Below are 21,438 nucleotides of genomic sequence, written 5' to 3'. Positions count from 1 at the left end.
GCCACCCTTACGCCATCAGGACCAGATGCGGGTGAGGAACCGGGCCACGGAGGCGTGGGCGCGTTCGGCATCGTCGACGAGACCGAGCCAGCCGAAGAAGCCGTGGACCATGCCGGGGAATTCCTCGTACTCCATCTCCACGCCCGCTTTGGTCAGGAGACCGGCATAGGTCACGCCCTCGTCGTGAAGGACGTCGCATTCGGCGGTCAGGACGAAGGCGGGTGGCAGGTCTGCCAGGCTCGGGGCGTTGGCGGGACAGGCCCGCCATTCGTCGCGGCGGGCGGCATCGGGCAGATAGCGTTCCATGAACCAGACGACGGATTCGGTTTCCAGAACGCCATAGCCTTTTCCGTAGCGGTCGTATGATGGCGTGCCGCCGCGGTAGTCGATGACCGGGTAAACCAGGATCTGGGCCCCGATTTTTGGCGCACCGGCGTCACGGGCCAGGAGCGCCACGACGGCGGCGAGGTTGCCGCCGGCGCTGTCGCCCGCGATGGCGATGCGGTCGGGGTCGACGCGCAGCGTCTCAGCGTTGTCGGCCACCCAGCGGGTGGCGTCGAAACAGTCGTCCACGGCGGCGGGGTATGGAAACTCCGGGGCCATGCGGTAATCGACAGAGACGAGCGTGCAGCCGCAGCTTATAGCCATGTGGCGGGCGGTGGTGTCGTAGCTGTCGAGACTGCCGAGCACGTGGCCACCGCCGTGGTAGAAGACGATGACGGGTGCGTTGACGGCGTTGGAGGTACGGTAGATGCGCACGGGCACGTGGCCGTAACCCGCGCCGGTGGAGGTGTTTTCGACCTCCATCACCTCGGGTGGCGGGTAGTTTTCGCGCCGCGCCGCCGCCATGGCCTCGGATTGCTGCCGGGCGGCGTCGGTGGTGAGATCCTGCACCATCGGGATGTTGCGTTCGGCCATCATGTCGATGATCGCCTGGATCTGTGGATGCACGTCACTGGGCATGGTTTTGCCGCTCCCCTGTTTGTCCCGGGACCATATCGTGCATGGGCCTGGTGTCACCCGGTTTCTCGCGGCGCGGGCGGGTTATGATGAAGGCGCAGGCCATGAGGCCACCGGCCAGCAGGTAAACGAGGCGCATTCCGTTGGAGATGGCGGCGGGTGAGACGTCGCCCGCCACGTCCGCGCCGGTGCCAAAGGCGAAGACCGCGCCCATCAGGGATGCTCCGGCAACGAAGCCGAGATTGCGCGAGAGGTTCAGGAGGCCCGAGACCGTGCCGCGGGCGGAGGTTGGTGCGAGGGACATGAAGGCGGTGTTGTTGGCGACCTGAAAGAGCTGGTAGCCGGGGGTGAGCAGGATGATGGCGAGGATGTAGCCGGTGATCCCCAGGGCCAGGGGCAGGAACGCGAGGGCGAAAGCGCCGGTGGTGAGACCGGTCAGGCCGAGGGCAAGCGCGCGTGTCGTGCCCCAGCGGTCAACGACGCGGCCGGAGGGGATGCCGCAGAGCCCGGCGATGGCGGGTCCGGTTGAGAGAACGAGACCGGCGGCGGCGGCGCTGAGGCCGAGGCCGTGGTTGAGGAAGAACGGGCCGACGATGAGGGTGGACATCATGGTCATGGCCACGAGCAGATTGGCGGTCAGGCCGGGAAGTATTTGGCGCAGGGGCGGTTTGACCGGTTCGGGCGCTGGTGTCACGGCCGTTGGCGCATCGGCTGGCAGGGCTGACCAGGCGAGCCAAATGGCGGGGAGCGTGCCGGGGATGAGGATTGCGAATGTGGCGCGCCAGTCGAGCCAGGCCACGAGGAACCCGCCGAGAGACGGGCCGAACGCGGTGCCGATGGCGGCGGTGGTGCCGAGCAGACCCATGTAGTGGCCGACCCGGTTGGCGGGCGCGGTCGCGTGGACGAGGGCAATCGTCAACGTCATCAGGAAGGCGGCACCCGCGCCCTGGAGTGCGCGGGCGGCGACGAGCGCGTGGAGACCGGGGGCGAGTGCGCAGAGGGCTGAGCCGAGGGTGAAGACCGAGAGGCCCAGTATGAGGGCCTGGCGGCGTCCGACCCTGTCGCCGAGGCGGCCCGCAACGGGGCTGGTGACGGTTAGCGCGGCGAGGAAGGAAATGGCGACCCACTGGACCTGGTCGAAACCGGCGTCAAAACCCGCGGCGATGTCGGGAAGTGCGATGTTTGCGATGCTGGTGCCGAGGGAGGCGAGGAACATGGCAAGGGCGAGACAGAGTGGACCCGCCCTGCCCGTTTGGGTGTCGGATCGTGTGGTTTGGTCGGGTTGCATGTGCCGTATCCTCTTGTCTGAATTTGGACCGGCCCGTAAGCTACGACCTCAAGTCAACTTGAGGTCAAGCATGAAACTGCTCGATATTGGTGAGGTGGCGCAAAAGAGCGGGCTGCCCGCGTCGACGCTGCGGTATTACGAGGAGACCGGGCTGATTTCCTCGGTGCGGCGGCACGGGTTGCGGCGGCAGTTCGAGCCGGGTGTTTTGTTGCGGCTGAAGCTGATTGCGTTGGGACGGACGGCGGGATTTGCGCTGGGCGACATCCGGGACATGTTTGGCAGCGACGGGAGCCCGGAGCTGCCACGGGCGGAGCTGCATGAGCGGGCGGATGCGCTGGACCGGCGGATCCGGGAGCTGACGGCGCTGCGCGACACGATCCGGCATGTGGCGGACTGCCCGGCGCCGAGCCATATGGAATGCCCGACCTTTCGGCGGCTGGTGAATGTGGCGGGACGCGCGGCGGGTGCAGCGGCACGGCGAAAGCGCCCCAGGGGGCAGACACCGGCGGATTGATCCAGGTCATCGCGGATTTGCGCGTTCCGGGCTTAGGGTTCGCCGAAGTGATTTTGAACGTTGGTGGATACCTTGAAACTGATGATCGCCATTTTGGTTCTGGTTGCGCTGGGCACGGCCGGTCTGGTCCTGCTGCGGTTGCGGGACGCACGGGCGGACCGGGCGGAGTGGGCGCGGCTGGCCGGGTTGCAGCCCAAAGGGCGGGCGGTGTTTTCAGCGGAGATGGTGGCGGACCTGCCGGAACCGGCGCGGCGGTTCTTTCGCTTTGCGATTGCAGAGGGGGCGCGACTGAGGCCGGTTGTTGAGTTGCGGATGACGGGGCGGATGGGTCTGGGGACGAAGGAAAACCCCGGTTACCAGCCGATTGAGGCGGAGGAGATACTGGCGGCACCGGAGGGTTTTGTCTGGTCGGTGCGGACGCGGGGCGGCATGGCGGTGTCGGGGTCGGATTCGGGAAAATGGACGCGGTTTTGGCTCCTCGGTCTGATCCCGGTGGCGCGTGTGGGCGGGGATGCGGACCATACGCGCTCGGCCTTTGGGCGGTATGTGGCGGAGGCGGTGTTCTGGTCGCCCGCGGCGGTGCTGCCCCGTGACGGTGTGACCTGGGCGGCGGTGGACGCGGAGACGGCGCGGGTCACGGTGCGGCACGGGGATCTGGAGCAGGCGGTTGATGTGTCGGTGGATGCGGAGGGGCGGCCGGTGGAGGTGGCGTTTGACCGCTGGACCAATGCGAACCCGGAGAAGGCATACCGCCTGCAACGGTTTGGCGGCTACATGTCGGATTTCCGGGAGGTGGAGGGCTATCGCCTGCCCCACCATGTGGAGGCCGGGAACCTCTTTGGGACGGAGGGGTATTTTCCGTTTTTCATTGTGGATGTGGTCGGGGTGCGGTTTCCGGGCACAGGGTAACTGAGGGCTGTCCCGGTCACTGGTCGGCAGGCATGGGCCGGATGGTCTGGCCGCGCTTCGGTTCACCGCGGGTGACGGGTTGGCCGTCCGCCATGTAGTCGACGAAGAAGGCGGGAAGGCCCTCGCCCTGCCCGAGTTCCGGTGTGGTTTGCAGGTGGAAATGCAGGTGCGGCTCGGAGGTGTTGCCGGAATTGCCGCAGCGGCCGAGTTCAGTGCCGATGGTGACGCGCTCACCGGGTGTGACCGCGACGCTGCCCTGACGGAAATGGGCGAAGAGGCCGTACTCGCTGTTGCCGAAATCGATCCAGACATGGTTCCCGGCGGGATTGTCCGGGTCGGTTGAGCCGATGGGCTGGTCGGGAGCGTCGGTGACGGTTGAGACCACGGTGCCGTCGGCGGGGGCGAGGATGGGGCGGTTCCAGCAGTGGTAGCTGGTGAGGCGGGTCGGATCGCCCGCGTGACTGGCGCCGTTTTCCATGACGATCAGGTCCATGGCGAAACGCTGACCGTGGTCGATGGCGTGGTAGTTGTCGATGATGTCGCGGCCACCCCAGTAGACGTACCATTCCCCCTCAACCGGCAGGCGCAGTGAGGTTTTGGTTTGGTAGTCGAGAAATCGGCTGTCGGCGGGGGTAAGCTGTTCGCCCACATAGAGCCCGGCGATGCGGTTTTTTGCGGTGAAGGTGACGATGAACTGGATAGGAACGGGTGCCGTCGTCCAGCGGGCGGTGCGCAGGTATACGGTGTGGGCGCCCTGTGGCCGGGTGGTCTCAGTGAGGAGGTCGGCCTCCGCGCCGTAGCGGGTCAAAACATCGGCCTGGACGTCCGACAGGGCGCGGACGGACCCGAGAGCCGCGCGCATTTCGGGGGTCATTTGGGACCAGATCGTGTCGAACCCGCCATCCAGGAACAGGCGGTACACCTCGCGGCCATCCCCGGCCGTGGCCGCCGGAGCGGACGGGCCCCAGGAGAGGCCGAGGGCCGTGGCAATGGCCGCGAGGAGCGGTTTCATGGGCGCATGTCCCCGGTGTCAGACGAGTTCCAGGCCCTCGTCCTCGAGATGGTTTTCGATGATCTCGCGGAAGGAGGCGTCGGAGGTGAAGCCGAGGCTGCGCGCGCGACTGTCATCGAAACGCGTGGCCCAGCCGGAGACGATTTTCTCGATGAACGGATCGGGTTCGCGGCGGATGAGCGCGACGGCGCGGTCGCCCGCGACCTCGCGCAGGGCCTCGATCTGCTCGGCCACGGTGGCGGAGAGGCCGGGCATGGTCAGGGCGCGGCGGGGACCGATCGGGGTGGTGTCCATGGTCAGCGCGTGGCGCAGGAAACCGACGGCGGAACGGGGGCTGGCATGCCAGTGACGGACGCTGTCATCCACGGGCAGAACGGCCTCCTGCCCCGCAAGCGGCTCGCGCAGGATGTTGGAGAAGAAGGAGGATGCGGCGAGGTTGGCCTTGCCCGGACGGATGCAGATGGTCGGCAGACGCAGGGCGACGCCATCCATGAAACCGCGGCGGGTGTAGTCGCACAGGAGCAGTTCGCCCATGGCCTTCTGGGTGCCGTAGCTGGTGAGCGGGGTGAGGTGGAAATCGCCGGGAATGGTATCAGGAAACGGCGCGCCGAAGACCGCGATGGAGGACGCGCTGACCACGCGGGGGGTATAGCCCTCCTGCAGGCGGATGGCGTCGAAGAGGTTGCGGGTGGCGTCGAAATTGACGGCGTAGCCCTTGTCGAAATCGGTCTCGGCCTCGCCGGAGACGATGGCCGCGAGATGCACGACGGCGTCGGGGCGCTCGGCGATCAGCGGCTCAAACACGCCCTCATCGGCGATGTTGAAGGTGTAGGAGGAGATGGGGATGTTCGCGTCGGGATAGTCGGGGCCTGGCACGGCGTCTGCCAGCATGAGACCGGAGAGACCCGGCACGGGGTTGTCGAGCAGTGACTGGACGAATTTGCGGCCGATCATGCCGGCGGCGCCAATGAGCAGAACTTTCATGTGTTTTTCCTCCCTCGAATGGCACCGGTCATCCTCTCCGCCAATGGCGGCAGGCGTGCTGCATGTTGCGGAGAAGCCGGGGCCGTAATGCAATTGTGCGCAGTTTAAATACCCTGCGCGGTGCATCCGCAAGCCCGGACTTGGCATTAAGCCGGAGGGGGCGGTTTGGAAAAAGCGCTTGAACCCGGTGCGTTATGCCGGATGCATGGCGGCGGATTTCGCGCGGCGATTCGACGCGGGAGTAATAATTACAAAAAGGGGAAACGGCCGGATGAGTGGACACGCAACTTTTCATGATCTTTCGGGAGCGAGCGTTTTTATCACCGGGGGCGGTTCGGGCATTGGCGCCGCGCTGACGGACGGGTTTATGGCACAGGGGGCGAATGTGGCCTTCGTGCAGCGTTCAAATGCGGGCGCGTTCGTGGATGAGATGGAGGCGAAGCACGGGAGCAGGCCGCTGTTCATGACATGTGACGTGGTGGATGTGGAGGCGTTGCAGGACTGCATGGCGCAGGCGGCGACGGCGCATGGGACGGTGACGGTGCTGGTGAACAATGCGGCGGTTGACCAGCGGCATGAGGTGGACGGCTACACGGTCGCGGAATGGGACATGGCCCAGGCGATCAATCTGCGGCCGCATTTCTTCACGGCGCAGGCGGCGCATCCGGGCATGAAGACCGTGGGTGGCGGGTCGATCATCAATTTCTCCTCCATCTCCTACATGCTGGGCATGGGTGGGATGGACAGCTATGTTACCGCCAAGGCCGGGATCACGGGGCTGACCCGTGGACTGGCGCGGGAGTTTGGGCCGGACGGCATTCGGGTGAACGCGGTCATGCCGGGATGGGTACTGACCCAGCGGCAGAAGGATCTGTGGGCCACGCCGGAGTCGCTGGCGGCCATGCTCGACAAACAGTGCCTGAAGGAGCATCTGGTGGAGGCTGATATTGTGGACGCGGTTCTGTTCCTCGCGTCGAACACCTCGCGCATGATGACCGGTCAGGCGTTGGTGGTGGATGGCGGCGCGGTGATGACGGGCTGAGCGGGAGTTTGGATATGAATACATGGATTGCGGTTGACTGGGGCACGTCGAACCTGCGCGCGTGGAAGATGGGTGCGGATGGCCGCGCCGTTGAGGAAGCCGGGTCGGATGCGGGCATGGGCACGCTGGACCGGGACGGGTTTGAGCCCGCTCTGCTTGCGCTGATCGAGCCGTGGCTGACGGAGGGTGAGGTTACCCCTGCCGTGGCCTGCGGCATGGTTGGGGCGCGGCAGGGCTGGGTCGAGGCGGCCTATGCCAAAGCGCCATGCCCTCCGGTGAGCGCGGGCGGTTTTGTGCGGGCGCCGGTGAAGGACGCGCGGTTTTCGTTCTATATCGTGCCGGGTGTGCAGCAGAGCGGACCGGATGACGTGATGCGCGGCGAGGAGACCCAGGTTGCCGGGTTCCTGAAGAAGGAGCCGGATTTTGACGGGGTTTTGTGCCTGCCCGGGACGCACACGAAATGGGTGCATATTTCGGCCGGCGAAATCGTCAGTTTCAACACCTTCATGACCGGGGAGATGTTTGCGCTTCTGTCGAAGAACTCGGTGCTACGCCATTCGGTGACCAGTGATGACTGGGATGAGGCGGAGTTTGACGCGGCGGTGGAAACGGCGCTGTCGAAGCCCGAACAGGCGGCGGCGAACCTGTTTCGCATTCGCGCGGGATCGCTGCTGAGCGGGCTGGAACCGGCGTCGGCGCGGGCGCGTCTTTCGGGGCTTCTGGTCGGGATGGAACTGGCCGGATCGAAGCCCTACTGGCTGGGACGGGACCTGGTTCTGATCGGGAACAAAAACCTCTCCGCGAATTACCGCCGGGCGCTGTCGCTGTGCGGGCTGGAGGCGCGGGAGGCCGATGCCTCGGAAATGACACTGTCGGGTCTGTCCCAGGCCCATGCTGACCTTACAAAGGCGGGAGTACCCCTATGAGCCGTAAACTGATTGCAATTCTGCGCGGGCTGGAGCCGGCAAAGGCCGTTGACACCGTGCAAGTCATTCTGGACGCCGGGATTGACTGGATCGAGGTGCCGCTGAACTCGCCCGATCCATATCGCAGCATTGGTGACATGCAGCAGGCCTTTGGCGACCGGGCCAATATCGGTGCGGGCACGGTTCTGACCACGGAGCAGGTCGATAAGGTCAGGGCGACCGGTGCCACGTTTATCGTGTCGCCCAACTGCAATACGGAGGTGATCCGGCACACCAAGAGCCTTGGGATGGGGTCCTATCCGGGGGTGTTTTCGCCCACCGAGTGTTTTGCGGCACTTGAGGCCGGTGCGGATGCGCTGAAGATTTTCCCGGCGGGCATGATGGGTGTCGGCGGGCTGAAGGCCGTGCGGGCCGTTTTGCCGCCGGAGACCGATATTTATGCCGTGGGTGGCGTTGGGCCCGCGAATTTTGAGGAGTGGCATGCGGCGGGAGCCTCGGGCTATGGGCTCGGGTCGTCGCTATTTTCGCCGGACTGGAGCATTGAGGAGGTCGGCAAACAGGCGCGCGCGTCGGTGGAGGCGTGGGACCGGGTGCATGGGGGCTGACGGACAGTCGCTGGTGTAGTGTCTCCACCCCATCTTAGGTTGCCGCCTGTAGTCTGAGGGCATCGCGGACCTCGGGGGGCGCGTGAGCGCATCCCATGGGGGAGGTCTGCGCTGCCCGGCGGTGCCGCCGGGCGGGACGGTTGCGTTGGGCGTGCCACATCGGAGTACGGCGTGGGCGGAGTGGGATTCCCGCGCAATACCACTTTACTTTTGAATCGCCTCCGGCAAATTTCGGGCGTCGGTTTGGCGATGGCGTCGCCAACGGCCCCGTAAGGGCCGCGCCGGGGAGCGACCGGAACATCCTGTACGCCGGGAAGTCAGGGCGGGCCCGCATGGGCGCGGCCGCCCGTCGAACGGGAGATCCGGGTATGAAGACGACACGTCAGGACTTTTTCACGCTGCACAATGGAGAGAAGGCTCCGCTGCCGTTTTTGGCGGAGGAATATGACGCGCGGCTGGCCGGTTTGCGGCGGATCATGGCGGAGCGCGGGCTGGATGCGGTGATTCTCACCTCAATGCACGGCATCGCGTATTACAGCGGCTTTCTTTACTGCGCGTTTGGCCGGTCCTATGGTCTGGTGGTCACGGAGGAGCGCAGTGTCACGGTCAGCGCCAATATCGACCTCAGCCAGCCCTGGCGGCGGTGCCATGGGGAGAACGTGATCTATACCGACTGGCAGCGGGACAATTACTGGCGGGCGGTGGCGGATCTGGCCGGTCGGGGGAAGCGTATCGGGGTGGAGCATGACCATCTGACGCTGCAGGCGCGCGGGAAGCTGGAGGCGTTTCTGGCCCCGGAAACGGTGGAGGATGTGGCGGAGGCCTCGATGCGGCAGCGGATGGTGAAGTCCGCGGCGGAGATCGACCTGATCCGGGAAAGTGCGCGGATTGCGGATATCGGTGGTGCGGCCATACGCGACGCGATCAGGCCAGGGACGCGGGAGATCGACGTGGCCATGGCGGGGCGCGACGCGGTGGAGAGGGCCGTGGCGGAGCGGTTTCCCGACAGTGAGATTCGCGACAACTGGGTGTGGTTTCAGTCCGGGATCAACACGGACGGGGCGCATAACCCGGTGACGACGCGGGCGCTGGAGACGGGTGATATTCTGAGCCTGAACGTGTTTCCGATGGTGTCGGGCTATTACACGGCCCTGGAACGGACACTGTTTTTGGGCGAGCCGGATGCGGCCTCACGGGAGATATGGGAGGCGAATGTGGGGGCGCATGAGCTGGGGATCAGCCTGATCCGGCCGGGGGCGCGGTGCTGTGATATTGTGTCGGAAATCAACAGGTTCTTTGAGGAACGGAATCTGCTGCGCTACCGAACCTTTGGTTACGGGCATTCGTTTGGGGTTCTGTCCCACTATTACGGGCGCGAGGCGGGGCTGGAACTGCGCGAGGATATCGAGACGGTTCTGGAGCCTGGGATGGTGGTGTCGATGGAGCCGATGCTGACCCTGCCCGAAGGGGTGCCGGGGGCTGGTGGCTACCGGGAACACGACATTCTGGTGATCCATGAGGACCGGGTGGAGAACATCACCGGGTTTCCATATGGGCCGGAGCATAACATCGTGGGCGCGTGAAAAAATGGGCGATCAGCAGGGCGGAACGGTGGAGACACCGCCGCCCGTAGATTCAACCTGAAGTTGATTTTCGACTTCCAGCAGCCGGATGCATTCGGCGGCCTGGGCGACATCGAGCACCGCATTGTCACGGTTGCGGACGAGGCAGGCCACGATGCCCTTGGACATGTTGATCTGAAGCCGCGCACGTTCGAGCAGACCGGGGTCGCCCATGTTGTCGGCGGCCAGGTCCATGCAGCTGCGGGCCCTTGAAAGATGGGCCTCGGACACGGCTCTCTGGGTCTCGATTTGGGCAACCTGGTTGTTTCGGATGCCGGTCACGATCAGGGATGTGACCGCACCGGCGAGCGCGATGACGAGCAGTGCAACCGCACAGATCACCCCGGCAGAGGGCAGCTGCCGGTCACTTTTTATGGTGGTCTCCGTCTGCAACCATCCCCCTCCGCGGCCTGTGGCCCGATATCATGAAATCCGCGTCAATACAATTTCTGGTTGCGGGGCGTAGCGTACTTGCCGGTATCAATCACCTGAAAAATTCAGGTGCCGGCGAGATTTGGCCAGGAACGTGACGGTTTTGCGCCGTTTTTTTGTGGGGATGGTGGTGGAGAAATTCCCTGGCGGTTTTCCTGAAGTGTCGGCACGACACGCCATGCCCGACTTTCCGCCAGGGAGGGCATCCGCGACGTCGGCACCTGCTCAATGGTATTGGGGACTGTGGCGACACGCCAGGACCGGCCGGGTTGAAGCCCACCCAAAGCCGGTCATGGCGTGTCGCGCCTCGCGTTGGGAAAAGGCCCGATCAGGCCAGGCTCTCCTCAAACTCCCGCCATTCGCGGGCGCTCATGCCGCTGTCCTGTTGGGTGACGGTCTCGCCCCTGAGGCGGCGGCGGAGGACGTCCATGGCTTTGCCGGAGAACTGGACGGAGTTCAGGCGGTAGTCCTCGAACGCGCCATAGGCAGCAGGGACCCAGTCGCGGACCATGTCGCAGATGGCCTCGGCATAGACGCGGATCTCGTACTGGGCGTGGCTGTCGGCGCGCAGGCGCAGGAAGTGGAAGAGGTTGTGCAGGTCCACCTTCCAGTACCACTGGGTATAGACATTGGCGGGCAGGTTCATGCGGGCCAGTTCACGGGCCAGACCGGCCTGGTTTTCGGTGGCGAGCATGCCCTCATAATGGTCGTAGGCGCGGTTGGCGTCGGATTTGAGGATTTCGAGCACATTGGCGGCTTCCTCGCCCTCCAGCGTCGCACCCCTGCCCTGATTGTTGATGGAGCTTTGCGCGGCCAGGTGCTCCGGCGCGGGGATGTAAAACTCGCGGTCAAGGATGGAATAGCGGGCGGAGTATTCGTTCACGTTCGCGGTGCGGTGGCGGATCCACTGGCGGGCGACAAACACGGGCAGTTTCACGTGCAGTTTGATCTCGCACATCTCGAACGGCGTGGAGTGCCAGTGGCGCATGAGGTAGCGGATCAGGCCCTCGTCGTTCTGCACGGATTTGGTGCCGCGCCCGTAGGAGACACGGGCGGCCTGGGTGATGGCGGCGTCGTCGCCCATGTAGTCCACGACCCGGACAAAACCGTGATCGAGCACGGGAACGGCCCTGTAGAGGTGCTTTTCCATGCCCGGGGCCGTGGTGCGCAGGGTTTGGCTCGTCGTGCCGCGCTGTTCCTCGATTTCGGCCTTTTGTTCTGCGGTCAGCGACATATGTTACCTCTTGTACGGGCTGGTTCCGGGGGAATCGGTTTCTACCATATGTTGAAAGATACGGCGAGGAATACGCAATATGAAGGTAAAATATCTCCATACGATGGTGCGGGTTAAGGACCTTGAGGAAAACATCAAATTCTATGAGCTGCTGGGCCTGAAAGAGACCCGGCGGATCGAGAATGAGGGCGGCCGTTTCACTCTTATTTTCATGGCTCCGGAGGATCAGCCGGATTGTCCCGTGGAGCTGACATACAACTGGGACGGCGATGAGGGTCTGCCTTCGGACAGCCGTCATTTTGGTCATCTGGCCTACAGTGTTGGCAACATCTACGAGATGTGCGCGAAGCTTCAGGAGGCCGGTGTGGTCATCAACCGCCCGCCCCGCGACGGCCACATGGCGTTTGTGCGCAGCCCCGACAACGTGTCGATCGAACTGTTGCAGGAGGGTGACGCGCTGGAACCGGCTGAGCCATGGAAGAGCATGGAAAACACCGGACACTGGTAAAATTTCAGGCGGTTTTCGGGCCGAACCCCTTCCGTTTTTGGCCCGGATGCCCTATATCTGATCCGTTCCTTCGGGAACTATGGTGATAAACGCGCCCGTAATAAGCGGATCGGACCCGGGGGCGGTACCCGGCGGCTCCACCAAAATCCTTTGTTTGGGGATCATGGGGCCGAAACAGGATCGACGGACGTCTAAAGGGGTTTGCTTTCACCCGGTGAGATACCACCGTTATCGGTTCAAAAAGTATAGTTGCAAACAACAACTACGCTCCGGTACGCGTTGCTGCGTAAGCAGTAATTCTACCGAAATCTTAAGCCCTGGCGCCTTGCAGCGTCAGGCGGGGTTCGCAGGCACCTGGCAACAGAAGCCTGCACTTTCCCAATTTGTTATGACTGACGCACCGCGGACCGGTATTCGCCGGCCAAACGGGCTTGCCGTCCGGCTCAAAATCTGAAAACTCCCCGCATCTGAAAGCTGCCTCTTTCCATGACCGCGAAATGGGGTATGGTCGAACAAACGGGCCTAGGGACGGTAGAAAATGGCTGATGCAATCAATTACGGGCATCTGATGCAGCGCGCCCTGCGCCAGCTGATCATCGATGTGCTCCAGCAGGTCTCCGAGGAGGGACTGCCTGGGAACCACCATTTCTTCATAACCTTCGACACGACCCATCCGGATGTGGAGATCGCCCCGGCCCTGTTTGAGCGATATCCCGAGGACATGACGATTGTTCTGCAGGAATGGTTCGAGAACCTGGAGGTCACGCCCGAGAAGTTCACCGTGACGCTGAATTTCGGGGATCAGCCGGAGCCTCTGGTGATTCCGTTCGCCGCCGTGAAAACCTTTGTCGACCCGTCCGTGGAATTCGGTCTGCGCTTCGACGGCCATGAGAAGGCCGCCGAGGAGGAGGAACTGGAGGCCGAGGAGGAAGAGGTCGAAGAGGAAGAGCACGATGCCGAGATCGTCAGCCTCGACAAGTTCCGCAAACACTAAAGGCGCGCGCGTGGGCGCCGTCTAATCCGGCGCTAATGCGATCGCGGTCCGTTCAGGGTGTTCAGTATTCTCCGGTTTCCACGGTTTCGGTGCCATCGAAGAGGCGGTCGAGCGCATTGTCCCAGTGTTCCGCGATATGCGGGTGACTGAGCAGGTAATCGGCGGTTGAGCCGGCCTGACGTTCCACGGCGAGATTGATCGCCTCCTGCCATTCCTCGGGTTCCATGTCGCCGCGGCCAATCCAGAACAGGGCCACCAGTTCGGCCTGCTGATCCGGCTCAAGGTCCTCGATCAGGGAGATGACCTCCTCGGACGACATGTCGTGATCGTAGCCAATGGAGCGTTTCGGCCCCTCGTCATCGGCCAGATTGCCCTCGTCATCCGAGGTGTGGCCCGCATTCGCCATGATGGCCCGGGTTTTCAGGATCAGGCCACGCATGAAATCGGGGCTCAAAGAGAACTCTTCCATAAACACCTCCCTACGGTTGCCGTTGTCCTGTCCGGACTAGAGAGGTTTATCGACGGAAGGTCAATCGTTTCAGGTTTAACAGGCCTGAGATTGGCGTTTGCGGTCGGGAGCGGCGGCGGTCAGGCCGTCCGGCATGTTTGCATCGACAAGTGTGGCAAAAACCCGCCATTTGCCATTGGAGTTTGTCGCGGAGCGCCGGTATATGGGGGTAAATTTATTACAGGAGAGCCGGATGACCGCCACACGCACCGAAACCGACAGCTTTGGACCGCTGGACGTCCCTGCGGACCGTTACTGGGGCGCGCAGACCCAGAGGTCGATCCGGAATTTCCCGATTGGCTGGGAAAAGCAGCCGGTGGCCATTGTCCGGGCGCTTGGTGTGATCAAGAAGGCCTGTGCGGAGGTCAACGCCGCTGAGGGCAAGCTGGATGGCAAGCTGGCCGAGGCGATTTCACAGGCGGCTGGTGAGGTGATCCAGGGCAAGTGGGACGATCATTTCCCGCTGGTGGTCTGGCAGACCGGTTCGGGTACGCAGTCCAACATGAATGCCAATGAGGTGATCTCGAACCGCGCGATTGAGATCCTGGGTGGCGAGATCGGGTCGAAGGATCCGGTGCACCCGAACGATCACTGCAACATGAGCCAGTCGTCGAACGACACTTTCCCCACGGCGATGCATATCGCGGTGGCCATGACGGCGCGGGACGTGACCCTGCCGGGTCTTCAGAAGCTGCACGCGGCGCTGGTCGAGAAATCCGCGGAGTTCAACGACATCATCAAGATCGGTCGTACGCATACCCAGGACGCGACGCCCCTGACCCTGGGCCAGGAATTTGGCGGCTATGCCTATCAGGTGGAACAGGGCATCAAGCGGGTGACGGCGGCTCTGCACAACATCTATCCGCTGGCCCAGGGTGGCACGGCGGTTGGCACCGGGCTCAACACGAAAGTGGGCTTTGCGGAAGCCGTGGCGGCGAAGGTGGCCGACATTACCTCCCTGCCCTTCGTGACGGCGCCGAACAAGTTTGAGGCGCTGGCGGGGCATGACGCGCTGGTGGAAATGTCCGGGGCGCTGAAGACCGTGGCGGCGAGCCTTTTCAAAATCGCCAATGACATTCGTCTGCTGGGGTCCGGACCGCGCTGTGGTCTGGGTGAGCTGATGCTGCCGGAGAATGAGCCGGGATCGTCCATCATGCCGGGCAAGGTCAACCCGACCCAGGCCGAGGCGCTGACCATGGTCTGCGCCCATGTGATGGGAAATGACGCGGCCGTGGGATTTGCGGGCAGCCAGGGGCATTTTGAGCTGAACGTCTACAAGCCGATGATGTCCTACAACGTGCTGCAGTCGATGCAGTTGCTGGGCGATGCGGCGGTGGCGTTTACCGACAACTGCGTGGCGGGCATCCAGGCGGATGAGGAGCGGATTTCCAAACTGATGTGGGAAAGCCTGATGCTGGTGACGGCGCTGGCACCGGAAATTGGCTATGACAATGCGACGAAGGTTGCCAAGACCGCGCACAAGAACCGCACCACGCTCAAGGAAGAGGCCATCCGTCTGGGCTTCGTCGATGAGGCAACGTTTGACCGGGTGGTGCAGCCTAAGGACATGATCGGGCCGAAGGCCTGACCGGCACGTCGCTACCGATAATTTAAATTTATCGCCCCGGAACGTTCAGGCGGTCCGGGGCGTTTTTCGTTTTTGGGGATACCATTTTCAGGCGGAGACGTCAGAATATGCCTCAGCGGAACAACTCCAGCGGGAGAACGGCATGAAGTGGCGTGGGAAACGCACGAGTGGAAATATTCAGGACCGCAGGCGCGGCGGCGGTATGGGACGGGCCGGAGGCATTGGCGGGCTTGGCATGATCGTCGTGATCCTGGTGGGCCTGTTCTTCGGGGTGGACCTGACGCCGTTTCTTGGCGGCGGCGGTGTGGGTGGCAATCAGGTGACCACCTCACAATCGGCGGATTCCGGTCAGATCGACGACGAGGCGGAGGAGTTTGTGAGCGTGGTCCTGCGCCAGACGGAAGAGGTTTGGACGGATATTTTTGCGGCCTCCGGCTATCAGTATGAGGAACCGACGCTGGTTCTGTTTACCGGCGCGACCAGTTCGGCCTGCGGCGCGGCGCAGTCGGCCATGGGGCCGTTTTACTGCCCCGGCGACCGGCAGGTATATCTCGACATGGATTTCTTCCGGGTGATGGAGCAGGAACTGGGCTCGCAGGGGGATTTCGCCAAAGCCTATGTTGTGGCCCATGAGGTGGGACATCACGTGCAGAACCTCACTGGGCTTCTGGGCGAGGTGAATCAGATGCGCCGATCGGTCAGCCAGGCTGAATCGAATGCTCTGTCGGTGCGGGTCGAGTTGCAGGCGGACTGCTATTCCGGGGTCTGGGCCCGGCATGTGGTCGATGATTTTCAGCTGACGGAGGAGGATATCCGCAGCGCGCTCGATACGGCCGCACGGATTGGCGACGATGCACTGCAGCGCTCGATGAATGGCGTGGTGGTGCCTGACAGCTTCACCCACGGCACGAGCGAACAGCGTCAGCGCTGGTTCGACACGGGCTTTCGCACCGGCGACGAGGACCAGTGCGACACGTTCAGCACCAATCAGCTCTGAGCGGGAGCGGGTCCATGTCAAAAGTCGTCAACCTGCGCACGGTTCGCAAGCAGAAGGCCCGGGACAAAGCCCGGCGCGAGGGTGACGCCAACGCGGCCCTGTCGGGCGAAACCCTGGCGGAGCGGCGGGCGCGGCGCGATGCGGAGGAACGGCGCGGTCGGCATGTGGACGGACACAAACGGGAGACGGACCGCGACGACGGGCCGGACGGGGAATGACCGGCGGCCGCCCGGAGAAACACTCCCTGACGCTCAATGGCCACCGCACGTCGGTCTCGCTGGAGCCGGAGTTCTGGCGGCATTTCCGGCGAATCGCCCGCGAACGGGATCTGGGCATCAATGAGCTTGCGAGCCGAATAGACGTGGACCGCGGCCCGGACCGGGGCTTGGCCTCGGCCATACGGGTTTTTGTGCTGCGGGCGCTTGAAGAGCGGGCGGAAGAGAAACAGTGAATTCGAAGCCATAATTCAGGCCGGGAGAGACAATTAGAGCAAGCCATTTTTTTAAGCGGGAGATTTGATGTGACGTTTACCGGAAAGGATCTGATTGAGGCCGGGATTAAACCAGGCTCCTGGTTCCGGGCCATGCTGGAGGAAGCGAACGCTGTCGGGGCCATCGACCCCGAAGCACTGAAACGGTTTATTCCGCCACCAAAACTCGGGCTGACAAGCGGGCTGCCTTTTGCCCTGCTCGCGGAAGCGGAGACTGAGGACGAGGAGATCAACCTCGTCAACGTGCGGGAGACCATGGAGGTTCTGATGCGGACGCCGGTGTTGAAAGCCGGCGCGGCGCTGCCGGATTCCTGTCCTGCCGGGTCCGTGGGAACCATTCCGGTTGGCGGCGTGGCGGTGTCGGAGGCGATCCATCCGGGGATGCATTCCGATGACATCTGCTGTTCGGTTGCGCTGTCGACCTATCCGGACCGGTCGCCGGCGGATGTGCTTGACGCGGTCCACCAGGCGACCCATTTCGGTCCAGGTGGACGCGACGACATGCCGATGCCACGTGATATTGCGGCAAAATTCCCGGACAACCCGTTTACCGCCGACCTCGCTGAAATCGCCGACCATCACTTTGGCACGCAGGGTGACGGCAATCATTTTGCCTTTGTTGGCACGCTCGCCAGCAGTGGGGAAACGGCACTGGTGACCCATCACGGATCACGCGGTTTTGGCTCGAAGCTCTACAGGGCGGGTATGAAAACCGCTGACACCTGGCGGAAAAAACTCAGTCCCGAGACACTGAAATGCAACGCCTGGATCCCGGCGGACAGCCCGGATGGCGAGGCCTATTGGCGGGCATTGCAGATCCTGCGGGAATGGACACGGGCCAACCATTTCGCGATCCACGATGCTGCGGGCAAAGCCCAGGACCGGTTCTGGAATGAGCACAACTTCGTCTTTCGCAGGAGTGACGGGCTGTTTTATCACGGCAAGGGTGCAACGCCCGCATTCGACGGATGGGCCGAAGACGCCACCGATCTGACCCTGATCCCGCTGAACATGGCGGAGCCGGTATTGATCGCGCGGGGCAGGAACAACCCGAATGCGCTGGGCTTTTCGCCTCATGGTGCCGGGCGCAACCTGAGCCGCACGGAACACCGCCGCCGGGGACTTGGGGATCTTGAGGCTGAGACGCGTGGTCTGGACACGCGGTTTTACTGTGGCATTCCGGATTCGACCGAGTTGCCATCAGCCTATAAAAATGCGGCGGAGGTGCGGCGCCAGATCGCGAAGTTCGACCTTGCCGAGGTGGTGGACGAGGTGATCCCTTACGGCTGTATCATGGCTGGCGACTGGGACAGGGACATGCCGTGGCGCAAAAACCGTGCGTAGCGGGACAGGCACCTGTGGCTGGCGGGATCTCCGGCGGGTAAATTCGGGAAGCATGGCGGAAGTTGCTAAACCGCTCATGAAATCAGCTTGACGCCGCCCGCAACTCGACCTAATCAGACGCCGCAGTTGGCGAGTTGGCGGAGTGGTGACGCAGCGGATTGCAAATCCGTGTACACCGGTTCGATTCCGGTACTCGCCTCCATTTAAAAACAATCACTTACATCACTCCTTGCCGTGTTTGAGGCCCCGCGTTTACAGGGGCGTTTACATTTTTGTGTCTTGAGACAGTGATTTCGCTCGATTGAGCTTGCGCAGAACCGCATCGCTTTCGTCCGGGCTAACCTGCGCATAATGCTCGATAACTTGCGCCGCGTAGCGAACCGACCACCCCATCAGCACCGCAATCTGGCGCAAAGACAGATCGGCATTTAGCAATCTTGTCGCCGCCGTCCCGCGCGTATCAGACAGAGTCTTCTCCCTGCCGTCGATCCAAGGGGGGATCTGAGCTTCGCGCCGCCACTTGGTGATCTGGTTCGATGCCCAACGGGCCGTCAAAGGCCTGCCAAGTTCTGACACCAGCAACACCTCTTGGCCTTCCGGCGTCTCTGCGATCAATTTCTCAAGTGCCGATGTGGCAGGGATATATGCGATCTGGCCGCGCTTACTGGTCCTGAAACGAAGGCGCTTGCCGTGCGGCGTGTCTTCGAATTGGTCCATCTTGACCTGAACCAGATCAGCAGCTCGCAAACCGGTTTCGCATCCTGCGGTCAGGATCCTCTGCACCCATTTCGGCGCAAATTTGTTGAACTGGGCGATGTCGCCACTCGTCCAGATGATTTCTGTGCGGTTCGATTGGTAGAGCTTCTTGAGCTTGTGGCAGTGATGCTCTTTCAGCTTCCCCTCTTCCACGGCCCAATTGAGGACGCGCGTCGCATGGGTGCCCGCCATATCGTGCTGCTTGGGCGAATGAAGCCACTTCTTGCGCCAATTATTGACCTCGCCCCTTGAGGCGCGCTCTTCGAACATCGCGACAGGATCGGCACCGAACTCCTCGCGGAACAACTCCAGCCATTTACGGATATCCGCCTTTGAACGCTCAGCCTTGGGCAAGGACGCACTGGAAAGAAAATCATCGACCAAGTGAGTCGTTAGATATTCGGCCGGGCTCACGGGCGTACCGCACTGCGAAAACGCATGGAAGAATTCGGGTTCTTTGGGGTTTGGGTCCGTCCCTTCCCAAAATTTTGGGCCGCCCCGCCAAGCATAGAAATGGTAGCGAACACCGGACACAACCTTGCGCCGGACACGGTGGACACCCTTGGGAAGGTTACTTCTGGGCACGGCGCGCTCTCCGCTGTGCAACGAGGCTCGGTTGCGAAGTGGCGTCGCGTTCTGCCGCGCTGATGCCCTGAACAGCATCCAATCGCGCGCGAATGAGTTTCGGGTCATACCACCCGCGCCGCCCGGGCACCGGAGCGATACCCGTCCTGCGGCAGAAGTCATAGAAGGACGCGCTCGGCTCACTGTAGCCGAAGAGAAGCGCAAGCTCTGGGGTCGGAATCAGCTGAATATGGCTTGGGCTCATTTTTCAGCCCTCTCACCCACGGCTTCTTGCCGCGACATGGCTGCCCGCAAACATGACACCACCTGAGCGCCCTGTGAGCGTAAGTTCCGCACAGCCTCCTCTTCAAGCCAGGCTTTCACGTCCGCTGGAAGGTTAAGTTTGAACTGGGTTGTCTTCATATTTACACCTCAACAAAAGGACATAAAATGTCCATATCATTGAGGACAAATATTGTCCAACATGGAATCATGAAAGAAGAAGCCTTGGTCCAATTCAAACTCTTGCTTCCTGCCGCGCTCAAGAAGCGTCTGGAAACAAATGCCACACTAAACCGGCGCAGCCTGTCTCAGGAAATCGTCGTCGCCCTTGAGGAGAAGTATCCGGCAGCAGAACCGGATGCGACGTCGGATCCAGCGGCCCGGATGCTCTTCTGGCTTGCCAAACGCATCCGACGAAGGAACCCGAAGCCCGGAACTCCCAGAGACAAGCAAGCCGCCCTGTATGAGCGCATTGCGGGTGACATTGCTGAACGCATGAAAGACATCGGCGAATAGCTCTAGTAAGCCACCCACTCATATCCGTGGTTGCCTTCGTGATCCTCCCATTCGACACCGACCCCGCGCCTCCAATTTGTTGACGAACAGCGTCGCGTCGGCAAAACCCATTGTGGGGCGGCCGCAGGTGTCGTGCGTTGCCAGCCAAATTCGCCTTGTGTGCCGTAGGTCCCGAGGCGCATGATGTAGCTCTCAGAGCAATCATCGTCACGGCCACGTTCGCGATGACTGTAGAACCGAACATCCCAAACACGGATCGAGCGCACAAAATCGAATTCCAGACCACTGATGTCGATATCGGCACCACCTTCGACCACTTGTGCCAGAATAACCTGACCAAGTGTCCGACCTGATTGGTCGCTGGCCTCCCAGATTTTAGGGGCCGCGCTTTGCAACGGCGCGCGCTCAGAAATACCCATCGGGCAGCGCCAGATTTGCAACGGCGGCTCAATCGGCCAGGGCGTAATCCTGCGGACAAACACGGCGCGGGCATGGGTACATTCTGCTGACGCGGGCCACCCACCAGCCAGGCAAAGTAGAATGGCGCAGTCAACCTGATAGGCTTTAGCCGCTTGTGGAGCCACGGTTGAAAGCAAAGCCAAAGCAACTCCGGCAGTCCAATTCCTGATAAGTTTGCACCGCATTTCAATCAATACCTTTTGATTACATTACTGCATTATTGATACACTAGCTCCAACCTCAACCTTCACACCATATGCGAGCATAGGGTTTATGATGTTCGCGCGCGTTTTGTGGAATATATTCCGTAGAGCGGTTCTTGTGATCTGGCCGAATACAGGCCATGAAATTACGGGAACAAGTAGGGTTAAATATCCGGAATCTAAGAAATTCCAGAGGGTTGAGCCAAGAACAATTAGCATTAGCTGCCGACCTGGATCGTAGCTACATCAGCGAGATCGAACTCGCGAAATTCTCAGCATCGATCGATGTTCTGGAGCGGATTGCCCATGCTTTCGACATCGCTCCCAAGGAACTATTTAACGAGAGGGGCTAGTTTTGCCCGAACTTGAGAGTGTTCGCACGACGGCCGAAGCCATCGGTCGCATTACGTGTATCAAGACTGGCGAAGAAATCGGTCTGCTTTATCTGTGGGATAACGGCGAGACGCAGGCAGCGCTTTATGAGCCGTATAAGAAAAACCCAACTGGTACGCCAAACATGCCTGAGCAAGACACAAACCTTGATCCTGACTGCAGCTAACGTCAAGAACGGGACTGTCAGCTGTTTCGTCAGGCACGAATAGCCAGGAGCTGCAGAAGAGCTGCCGTTGGTCGAGATGTGGATACCCAGAAGAGGAAATTCAGGGTGGCAACGGCGTTGGAACTTAGGTGGAGGGGACGGG

25 protein-coding genes, 1 tRNA gene and 1 other RNA gene are annotated in these 21,438 nt (G+C 62.1%); 18 read left to right on the top strand and 9 right to left on the bottom strand.

Annotated elements, in window-relative coordinates; genetic code table 11:
* Nucleotides 1-15 precede the first annotated feature (15 nt).
* Both ACP15P_RS09315 and ACP15P_RS09310 read right to left on the bottom strand, forming a co-directional pair.
* Nucleotides 16-963 carry an alpha/beta hydrolase gene (locus ACP15P_RS09315; RefSeq protein ID WP_424928178.1) on the bottom strand — a complete coding sequence of 316 codons (948 nt, stop codon included), beginning with the start codon at nucleotides 961-963 and terminating at the stop codon, nucleotides 16-18.
* Nucleotides 953-2,248 (bottom strand): MFS transporter, encoded by a 1,296-nt coding sequence (locus ACP15P_RS09310; protein WP_424928177.1) that lies wholly within the window; start codon nucleotides 2,246-2,248, stop codon nucleotides 953-955. Before ACP15P_RS09310 ends, ACP15P_RS09315 begins: the two co-directional genes overlap by 11 nt.
* A gap of 70 nt (nucleotides 2,249-2,318) precedes the next feature.
* Between ACP15P_RS09310 and ACP15P_RS09305 the strand changes: the two genes are divergently transcribed.
* Nucleotides 2,319-2,762, top strand: a complete 444-nt coding sequence (locus ACP15P_RS09305) for a helix-turn-helix domain-containing protein (protein WP_424928176.1) — start codon at nucleotides 2,319-2,321, stop codon at nucleotides 2,760-2,762.
* 81 nt (nucleotides 2,763-2,843) lie between these two features.
* Nucleotides 2,844-3,671 (top strand): DUF6544 family protein, encoded by an 828-nt coding sequence (locus ACP15P_RS09300; protein WP_424928390.1) that lies wholly within the window; start codon nucleotides 2,844-2,846, stop codon nucleotides 3,669-3,671.
* A 16-nt stretch (nucleotides 3,672-3,687) separates the two neighbouring features.
* Here ACP15P_RS09300 and ACP15P_RS09295 read toward each other — a convergent pair whose 3' ends face one another.
* Nucleotides 3,688-4,683 carry a M23 family metallopeptidase gene (locus ACP15P_RS09295; protein WP_424928175.1) on the bottom strand — a complete coding sequence of 332 codons (996 nt, stop codon included), beginning with the start codon at nucleotides 4,681-4,683 and terminating at the stop codon, nucleotides 3,688-3,690.
* A gap of 18 nt (nucleotides 4,684-4,701) precedes the next feature.
* Nucleotides 4,702-5,667: a D-erythronate dehydrogenase gene (denD, locus tag ACP15P_RS09290; protein WP_424928174.1), complete on the bottom strand. Its 966-nt coding sequence runs from the start codon at nucleotides 5,665-5,667 to the stop codon at nucleotides 4,702-4,704.
* A gap of 271 nt (nucleotides 5,668-5,938) precedes the next feature.
* On the opposite strand from denD, the gene ACP15P_RS09285 reads away from it, so the two are divergent.
* The 4 genes from ACP15P_RS09285 (at nucleotide 5,939) to ACP15P_RS09270 (ending at nucleotide 9,823) form a co-directional block, all read left to right on the top strand.
* Nucleotides 5,939-6,709 carry an SDR family NAD(P)-dependent oxidoreductase gene (locus ACP15P_RS09285; protein WP_424928173.1) on the top strand — a complete coding sequence of 257 codons (771 nt, stop codon included), beginning with the start codon at nucleotides 5,939-5,941 and terminating at the stop codon, nucleotides 6,707-6,709.
* Between the two features lie 14 nt (nucleotides 6,710-6,723).
* Nucleotides 6,724-7,635, top strand: a complete 912-nt coding sequence (locus ACP15P_RS09280) for a 2-dehydro-3-deoxygalactonokinase (RefSeq protein ID WP_424928172.1) — start codon at nucleotides 6,724-6,726, stop codon at nucleotides 7,633-7,635.
* A complete protein-coding gene (locus ACP15P_RS09275; RefSeq protein ID WP_424928171.1) occupies nucleotides 7,632-8,240 on the top strand; it encodes a 2-dehydro-3-deoxy-6-phosphogalactonate aldolase in 609 nt (202 codons plus the stop codon). The genes ACP15P_RS09280 and ACP15P_RS09275 overlap by 4 nt, the downstream gene beginning before the upstream one ends.
* A 368-nt stretch (nucleotides 8,241-8,608) precedes the next feature.
* Nucleotides 8,609-9,823: an aminopeptidase P family protein gene (locus tag ACP15P_RS09270; RefSeq protein ID WP_424928170.1), complete on the top strand. Its 1,215-nt coding sequence runs from the start codon at nucleotides 8,609-8,611 to the stop codon at nucleotides 9,821-9,823.
* A gap of 12 nt (nucleotides 9,824-9,835) precedes the next feature.
* Here the strand turns inward: ACP15P_RS09270 and ACP15P_RS09265 are convergent, their stop codons facing one another.
* Nucleotides 9,836-10,255: a hypothetical protein gene (locus ACP15P_RS09265; RefSeq protein ID WP_424928169.1), complete on the bottom strand. Its 420-nt coding sequence runs from the start codon at nucleotides 10,253-10,255 to the stop codon at nucleotides 9,836-9,838.
* Nucleotides 10,256-10,622: 367 nt separating this feature from the next.
* Entirely contained in the window at nucleotides 10,623-11,528 is a 906-nt protein-coding gene (gene thyX / locus ACP15P_RS09260) for an FAD-dependent thymidylate synthase (RefSeq protein ID WP_424928168.1), read from the bottom strand.
* A 79-nt stretch (nucleotides 11,529-11,607) separates the two neighbouring features.
* On the opposite strand from thyX, the gene ACP15P_RS09255 reads away from it, so the two are divergent.
* The 3 genes from ACP15P_RS09255 to ACP15P_RS09245 all read left to right on the top strand — a co-directional run bounded on the left by ACP15P_RS09255 (nucleotide 11,608) and on the right by ACP15P_RS09245 (nucleotide 13,030).
* A complete protein-coding gene (locus ACP15P_RS09255) occupies nucleotides 11,608-12,036 on the top strand; it encodes a VOC family protein (protein ID WP_424928167.1) in 429 nt (142 codons plus the stop codon).
* A 25-nt stretch (nucleotides 12,037-12,061) separates the two neighbouring features.
* Nucleotides 12,062-12,411, top strand: a transfer-messenger RNA (tmRNA) gene (gene ssrA, locus ACP15P_RS09250).
* Between the two features lie 163 nt (nucleotides 12,412-12,574).
* Nucleotides 12,575-13,030 (top strand): SspB family protein, encoded by a 456-nt coding sequence (locus tag ACP15P_RS09245; RefSeq protein ID WP_424928166.1) that lies wholly within the window; start codon nucleotides 12,575-12,577, stop codon nucleotides 13,028-13,030.
* A 61-nt stretch (nucleotides 13,031-13,091) separates the two neighbouring features.
* Here the strand turns inward: ACP15P_RS09245 and ACP15P_RS09240 are convergent, their stop codons facing one another.
* Entirely contained in the window at nucleotides 13,092-13,499 is a 408-nt protein-coding gene (locus ACP15P_RS09240) for a DUF3775 domain-containing protein (protein ID WP_424928165.1), read from the bottom strand.
* Nucleotides 13,500-13,731: 232 nt separating this feature from the next.
* Between ACP15P_RS09240 and fumC the strand changes: the two genes are divergently transcribed.
* The 6 genes from fumC (at nucleotide 13,732) to ACP15P_RS09210 (ending at nucleotide 18,159) form a co-directional block, all read left to right on the top strand.
* Nucleotides 13,732-15,126, top strand: coding sequence for a class II fumarate hydratase (fumC, locus tag ACP15P_RS09235; protein ID WP_424928164.1), 1,395 nt, complete (start codon nucleotides 13,732-13,734; stop codon nucleotides 15,124-15,126).
* A gap of 142 nt (nucleotides 15,127-15,268) precedes the next feature.
* Entirely contained in the window at nucleotides 15,269-16,123 is an 855-nt protein-coding gene (gene ypfJ / locus ACP15P_RS09230) for a KPN_02809 family neutral zinc metallopeptidase (RefSeq protein ID WP_424928163.1), read from the top strand.
* Between the two features lie 14 nt (nucleotides 16,124-16,137).
* A complete protein-coding gene (locus ACP15P_RS09225) occupies nucleotides 16,138-16,341 on the top strand; it encodes a DUF4169 family protein (RefSeq protein ID WP_424928162.1) in 204 nt (67 codons plus the stop codon).
* The gene (locus ACP15P_RS09220) at nucleotides 16,338-16,574 is read left to right on the top strand and encodes a ribbon-helix-helix domain-containing protein (protein ID WP_424928161.1); all 237 of its coding nucleotides are present in this window, start codon (nucleotides 16,338-16,340) and stop codon (nucleotides 16,572-16,574) included. The genes ACP15P_RS09225 and ACP15P_RS09220 overlap by 4 nt, the downstream gene beginning before the upstream one ends.
* A gap of 69 nt (nucleotides 16,575-16,643) precedes the next feature.
* Entirely contained in the window at nucleotides 16,644-17,957 is a 1,314-nt protein-coding gene (locus ACP15P_RS09215) for an RtcB family protein (RefSeq protein ID WP_424928160.1), read from the top strand.
* Between the two features lie 128 nt (nucleotides 17,958-18,085).
* A tRNA-Cys gene (locus ACP15P_RS09210) sits at nucleotides 18,086-18,159 on the top strand.
* Between the two features lie 62 nt (nucleotides 18,160-18,221).
* Here ACP15P_RS09210 and ACP15P_RS09205 read toward each other — a convergent pair.
* The gene (locus ACP15P_RS09205; RefSeq protein ID WP_424928159.1) at nucleotides 18,222-19,406 is read right to left on the bottom strand and encodes a tyrosine-type recombinase/integrase; all 1,185 of its coding nucleotides are present in this window, start codon (nucleotides 19,404-19,406) and stop codon (nucleotides 18,222-18,224) included.
* Nucleotides 19,407-19,769: 363 nt separating this feature from the next.
* Here ACP15P_RS09205 and ACP15P_RS09200 point away from each other — a divergent pair, with 363 nt between their 5' ends.
* Nucleotides 19,770-20,075, top strand: a complete 306-nt coding sequence (locus tag ACP15P_RS09200) for a hypothetical protein (protein WP_424928158.1) — start codon at nucleotides 19,770-19,772, stop codon at nucleotides 20,073-20,075.
* 2 nt (nucleotides 20,076-20,077) lie between these two features.
* Here the strand turns inward: ACP15P_RS09200 and ACP15P_RS09195 are convergent, their stop codons facing one another.
* A complete protein-coding gene (locus ACP15P_RS09195; RefSeq protein WP_424928389.1) occupies nucleotides 20,078-20,719 on the bottom strand; it encodes a hypothetical protein in 642 nt (213 codons plus the stop codon).
* A gap of 158 nt (nucleotides 20,720-20,877) precedes the next feature.
* Here ACP15P_RS09195 and ACP15P_RS09190 point away from each other — a divergent pair, with 158 nt between their 5' ends.
* Both ACP15P_RS09190 and ACP15P_RS09185 read left to right on the top strand, forming a co-directional pair.
* Nucleotides 20,878-21,090, top strand: coding sequence for a helix-turn-helix domain-containing protein (locus ACP15P_RS09190; RefSeq protein WP_424928157.1), 213 nt, complete (start codon nucleotides 20,878-20,880; stop codon nucleotides 21,088-21,090).
* Between the two features lie 2 nt (nucleotides 21,091-21,092).
* Nucleotides 21,093-21,296, top strand: coding sequence for a hypothetical protein (locus tag ACP15P_RS09185; RefSeq protein WP_424928156.1), 204 nt, complete (start codon nucleotides 21,093-21,095; stop codon nucleotides 21,294-21,296).
* Nucleotides 21,297-21,438 lie beyond the last annotated feature (142 nt).

Origin of the sequence: Amaricoccus tamworthensis (assembly GCF_049800875.1) — a bacterium.
GTDB lineage: Bacteria > Pseudomonadota > Alphaproteobacteria > Rhodobacterales > Rhodobacteraceae > Amaricoccus > Amaricoccus tamworthensis.
This window is presented reverse-complemented; position numbering and strand designations above follow the sequence as displayed.